The sequence below is a fragment of the Companilactobacillus huachuanensis genome (assembly GCF_005404815.1).
GTDB lineage: Bacteria > Bacillota > Bacilli > Lactobacillales > Lactobacillaceae > Companilactobacillus > Companilactobacillus huachuanensis.
Map to the genome: position 1 here is coordinate 1 of NZ_BJDF01000061.1, position 408 is coordinate 408.

The 408-nt window shown below is 44.4% G+C and carries 2 tRNA genes; both read left to right on the top strand.

The features are described 5' to 3' along the window. The first annotated feature begins 118 nt into the window (after nt 1-118). A tRNA-Ile gene (locus FFM71_RS13320) sits at nt 119-193 on the top strand. A gap of 24 nt (nt 194-217) precedes the next feature. Continuing rightward, nucleotides 218-290, top strand: a tRNA-Ala gene (locus FFM71_RS13325). The last annotated feature ends 118 nt before the right edge of the window (nt 291-408 follow it).

The following is a 408-nucleotide window of genomic DNA, read 5'->3' on the forward strand; positions in this document are numbered from 1 at the left end:
CCGTAGGAGAACCTGCGGCTGGATCACCTCCTTTCTAAGGATATGATGCGTAAGCATCAACGGAAATACACAATTGTTAAAACTTTGTTTAGTTTTGAGAGGCCTACCGGGCGTTTTCGGGCCTATAGCTCAGCTGGTTTAGAGCGCACGCCTGATAAGCGTGAGGTCGATGGTTCAAGTCCATTTAGGCCCATTCTCATATTAATAAGTACCATATGGGGGCTTAGCTCAGCTGGGAGAGCACCTGCTTTGCAAGCAGGAGGTCATCGGTTCGATCCCGTTAGCCTCCATTGGCAGAAATGCCAATGTTCGTACCTTGAAAACTGGATATTAAGAAATAATGAATTAAAGAAACACCGAAAACTGCGCGATAAAAACGAGTAAAATCGTATTTTGTCAAGATTAAGT